This window comes from Actinomadura roseirufa, from assembly GCF_900659635.1.
In the GTDB taxonomy this organism is placed as follows: Bacteria; Actinomycetota; Actinomycetes; order Streptosporangiales; family Streptosporangiaceae; genus Spirillospora; species Spirillospora roseirufa.
In genome coordinates, this window is sequence record NZ_CAACVB010000399.1 from 1 (window position 1) to 5,289 (window position 5,289).

A 5,289-nucleotide genomic window follows, 5' to 3' on the forward strand; every position below is an offset into this window, starting at 1 on the left:
TTCTCGGCGAGGCAGACGGTGACGCCGAGGGTCTTGGCCGCGGCCTGGACGCGGAACGCCGACAGGCCGGCCGCCGCGAGCTCGCTGTAGGCGGCGCGCCCAGCACGTCGGCCACCGCCACCCGCAGGTCGCCGTCCTCTCCGGGAGACAGCCGCACCCGCACCGCCGTCGCCTCACCGGCCCACAGCGACACGTCCGCCCACGCGAACGGCATCCGCACGTGCCCGGCGGGCGGGGCGTCCCGGTCATCGAGGAGCGCCGGGTGCAGGACGGCGTCGAGCAGCGCGGGATGGACGCCGTACCCGGCGCGCTCCCCCGCGCTCTCGGGCAGCACGACCTCGGCCAGCAGATCGGGGCCCCGCCGCCACAGCGCCCGGAGTCCCCGGAACGCCGGGCCGTACCCGTACCCGGCGGCCTCGGCGCGCTCGTAGAAGCCCGCGACGTCCAGCGGCTCGGCGCCCGGCGGCGGCCACGCGCCGCCCTGCTCCACCTCCGCGAGCGGCTCGGCGGGCGGTCCGAGCGTGCCCTGGGCCCTGCACGTCCATGGCGCGTCGCCGCCGGCGGGACGGGAGTGGATCCGCACCGTCCGGTCGCGGTCCTTCGCCTCGGCGTCGTGCCGGTCCACGACCACGCGGACCAGGACGGCACCGGAGGCGGGCAGCACGAGCGGTTCGATGAACGCCAGTTCCCGCACCCCGCCCGCGCCGGCCTCGTCGGCGGCCCGCAGCGCCCATTCCAGCAGCACCGCGCCGGGGACCACGGTCGTGCCCGCCACCGTGTGGCCGGCGATCCACCCGGCGGACTCCGCGGAGATCCGGCCGGTCAGCACCACCTCGCCGTCGGCCAGCTCGACCGCCGCCGGGAGGAGCGGATGCCCGGTGCCGCGGAGCCCCGCGGCGCCCACCCCGCTCGCTCCGGCCGTGCCGTTCAGCCAGAAGCGCCGCCCCTGGAAGGCGTAGGTCGGCAGGTCCACGGTCGCGGGGCGCGGGTTCGCGGGGAACCAGCGGGTCCAGTCGACGTCGATCCCGGCGGCGAACGCCTGCGCGAGCGCCACGGCGACCTGGGCCGGATCGCCCTGGTCGCGGCGCAGCGTGGGCACCGTGACCGCCTCCGCGTCCGCCCGCTCGAACGTCTCGCCCAGGCCGAGCGTCAGCACCGGGTGCGGGCTGGATTCGACGAAGACGCGGTAGCCGTCGCCCAAGAGGGCATCGATGGCGTCGGCGAAGCGGACCGGACGTCGCAGGTTGGTGACCCAGTAGGCGGTGTCGAGTTGGGTGGTCTCGATGCGGGCACCGGTGACGGTGGAATAGAACGCCACCTCGGCGCTACGCGGCTCGATCCCGGCCAGCGCCTCGGCCAGCTCGTCGGCGATCTGATCGACCTGAGGACCATGCGAGGCGTAATCCACATCGATCAGACGCGCCCGCAGATCCCGCTCCTGTGCCGCCGCGACCACCGCCGCGACCTGCTCCGGCGGACCCGACACCACCGTCGAGGACGGCCCGTTCACCGCCGCCACCGACACACCCTCGACCGCTTGGAGCAGTTCCGCCGCCTCGTCCTCGCCGACGCCGAGCGACGCCATGGCGCCGCCGCCCGAAAGGCGGCGGAGCACCCGGCTGCGCACAGCGACGATCTTCGCGGCGTCCTGGAGGGACAGGGCCCCGGCCACGCACGCCGCCGCGATCTCGCCCTGGCTGTGGCCCACGACGGCGGACGGCACGACGCCGTACTCCGCCCACACGGCGGCCAGCGACACCATCACCGCCCAGAGCACGGGCTGCACAACGTCCACCCGGGCCAGCTCGGAACCGTCCCCGCGCAAGACCTCCGTCAGCGACCAGTCCACATGCGGGGCCAGAGCCTCCTCGCACTCGGCGATCCGCTCGGCGAAGACCGGTGACCGGTCGAGCAGCTCGGCTCCCATTCCGGCCCACTGTGACCCCTGGCCCGGGAAGACCAGCACCGCTTCGGTGCCCACCGCCCGGCCCGTCACCAGCGCCGGGTGCGCCTCACCCACCGCGAGAGCGTCCAGCCCGGCCCGCAGGTCATCGCCCACGATCACCGCGCGGTTCTCGAACGTCGATCTCGTCGTCACCAGCGACCAGCCCACCTCGGCCGGGGCCGGCCCTGGGTCGGAGTCCAAGCGGTGGGCGAGCGCGCGGGCCTGTCCCCGCAGCGCCTCGTCCCCGCGCGCCGTGAGCACCCACGGCACGACCGGCGGCTCGGCGGGCGGGGGCGCCTCCGGCTCGGCGGGCGGCTCCTCCACGATCACGTGGGCGTTCGTCCCGGAGATCCCGAACGACGACACGCCCGCGCGGCGCGGCCGGTCGCCGCCGGGCCAGCCGACCGGGCCGGTGAGCAGCCGGATCCCGCCGGACGACCAGTCCACGTGCGGCGTCGGCTCGTCGATGTGCAGGGACGCGGGAAGCGTCCCGTGCCGCATCGCCATGATCATCTTGATGACCCCGGCCACGCCCGCCGCCGCCTGCGTGTGCCCGATGTTGGACTTCACCGACCCGAGCCACAGCGGACGATCCCCGGCGCGGTCCTGCCCGTAGGCGGCCAGCAGCGCGCCCGCCTCGATCGGGTCGCCCAGCGTCGTCCCCGTCCCGTGCGCCTCCACCGCGTCCACGTCGGACGGGGACAGGCCCGCGTCGGCGAGCGCCCGCCCGATCACCCGCTCCTGCGAGGGGCCGTGGGGCGCCGTGAGCCCGTTGCTCGCGCCGTCCTGGTTGATCGCCGACCCGCGCAGCACCGCCAGCACCCGGCGCCCGTTGCGGCGCGCGTCCGACAGCCGCTCCAGCAGGACGAGCCCGACGCCCTCCGCCCAGCCCGTGCCGTCGGCGGCGGCCGCGAACGGCTTGCACCGCCCGTCCGGCGCCAGGCCGCCCTGCCGGGAGAACTCGGTGAACATGCCCGGCGTCGCGAGCACCGTCGCCCCGCCCGCCAGCGCGAGCGCGGACTCGCCCCGGCGCAGCGACTGGCAGGCCAGGTGCATCGCCACCAGCGACGACGAGCACGCCGTGTCGACCGTGACCGCCGGGCCCTCCAGCCCGAACGTGAACGCCACCCGCCCGGCCGCCACGCTGGGCGTCGTGCCCGTCAGCAGGTGACCGTCCAGCCCGTCGGACGCCTCGTGCAGCCGGGGCCCGTAGTCCTGCGCGGTCGCGCCGACGAACACGCCCGCCGGGCTGCCGCGCAGCGCGGCGGCGGTGATCCCGGCCCGCTCGAACGCCTCCCAGGACGTCTCCAGCAGCAGCCGCTGCTGCGGATCCATCGCCAGCGCCTCGCGCGGGCTGATCCCGAAGAACCCGGCATCGAACGTGCCCGCGTCGTCCACGAAGCCGCCCGCCCGGGTGTCGCTCGTGCCGGACGCCCCGGGAGCCGCGGCGAACAGGGCCGCGAGGTCCCAGCCTCGGTCGGAGGGGAACGCGCCCACCGCGTCCCCGCCTCCGGCGACCAGGTTCCACAGGTCCTCCGGCGACGCCACGCCGCCGGGGTAGCGGCACGCCATCGCCACCACGGCGATCGGCTCGCCGGGCGCGTACGGGGCATCGTGGCGGCGGGCGGGCGCGGGCCGTCCGCCCGCCAGCCGGTCACGCAGGTGGCCCGCGACGGCGGCGGGCGTCGGGTGGTCGAAGGTGAGGGCGGCGGGCAGCGCCAGCCCGGTCGCGGCGCCGAGCCGCTCGCTCAGCTCCGCCGCCGCCATCGAGTCGAACCCGAGCTCCTTGAACGTCAGGCCGGGGTCGACGGCCGCGGTCCCCACGTGCCCGAGAACGGCCGCGACCTGCTCGCGCACCGTCTCGACGAGGACCCGGCGCCGCTCGACCCCGGTGAGCCCGCTCAGCCGCTCTTCGAACGAGGAACCCGCGCCCGCGCCGCCCGGCGCGCTGTCCGGCGCGTTCGTGCCATCCGGCTCGTCGTGCGCGCCGGGCTCCGTGTCCTGCGGGGTTCGTTCCTGGGCGGTGGGGTGTCCGGGGACGTCGGGCGGGTTCGCGGCGGGCTCGAACCAGTGACGCTCGCGCTGGAAGGCGTAGGTGGGCAGGGCGACGCGCCGCCGCGGGCCCTCACCGAAGGCGTGGTCCCAGGTCAGGTCGGCACCGCGCACGTACGCCTCGGCCATCGCGGTGGCGAAGGTCTCCGCCTCGGGCCGGCCGCGGCGCAGCGCCGCCACGACCGCCGGGCGCGGACGCTCCCCGTCTTCCTGTCCCCCGGTCGCGAGGGACTCGCGCGCCATCGGGACCAGTGCCGCGTCCGGGCCCAGCTCCACGAAGGTGGCGGCGCCGTCATCGCGCATCCACCGCACGCCGTCCATGAACCGCACGGCCCGGCGGGCGTGCTCGGCCCAGTAACCGGGATCGGCCAGCCGCTCCGCCGTCACCGGCCGCCCGGTCACGTTCGAGACGACGGGGATCCGCGGCGCCCCGAACGACAGCCCGGCGGCGACGGCCCGCAGCTCGCCGAGCACGCCGTCCATGTGCGGCGAGTGGAACGCGTGGCTGGTCCGCAGGACGCTGGTCCTGCGCCCGCGCCCCCGCCACGCCAGCGTCGCCTCGCGCACCGCGTCCCGGTCGCCGGACACCACGAGCGAGGCGGGCCCGTTGACCGCCGCGACGCCGACCCGGCCGTCCAGGTCCGCGAGGATCCCGGCGGCCTCCTCCTCGGTCGCCTGCCAGGCCGCCATCGCGCCCGCCGCCGTGACCGACTGCATGAGCCGGCCCCGCGCGGCCGCCAGCGCGGCGGCGTCCGGGAGCGACAGCGCCCCCGCCGCGTGCGCGGCGGCGATCTCGCCCACCGAGTGGCCCATCAGGTGGGACGGGCGCAGCCCCCACGACTCCGCCAGCCGGTAGAGGGCGACCTCAAGGGCGAACAGCGCGGGCTGGGTGTACTCGGTCCGGTCCAGCGGCGGCTCGTCCGGCGGCTCCCCGGCGTCGGCGAACATCAGCTCGCGCAGGGGACGGTCCACGTGCGGGGCGAGCGCGGCGCACGCCTCGTCGAGGGCCGCGGCGAAGATCGGGTACCCGGCGTACAGCTCGCGGCCCATGCCGGGACGCTGGCCGCCCTGCCCGCTGAACAGGACGGCGACGCCGCCTCCGGCCGCCCTCCCCGCGATCACCCCGGGCGCCTCCGCGCCGCGCTCCACCGCCTCCAGCCGCTCCAGCAGCGTCCCGCCGTCCCGGCCGAGGACCACCGCGCGGTGGCCGAACGCCGAGCGGGTCGCGGCCAGCGCGTGCCCGGCGTCGGCGGGGTCCAGGCCCGGATCGGCCGCCGCGTGCGCGCGGAGCC

The 5,289-nt window shown here is 77.1% G+C and carries 1 protein-coding gene; it reads right to left on the minus strand.

All coding sequences use genetic code 11. The features are described 5' to 3' along the window. On the minus strand, window positions 1–5,289 hold a 5,289-nt coding region (locus E1291_RS38735; protein WP_131743004.1), incomplete at both ends, for a type I polyketide synthase.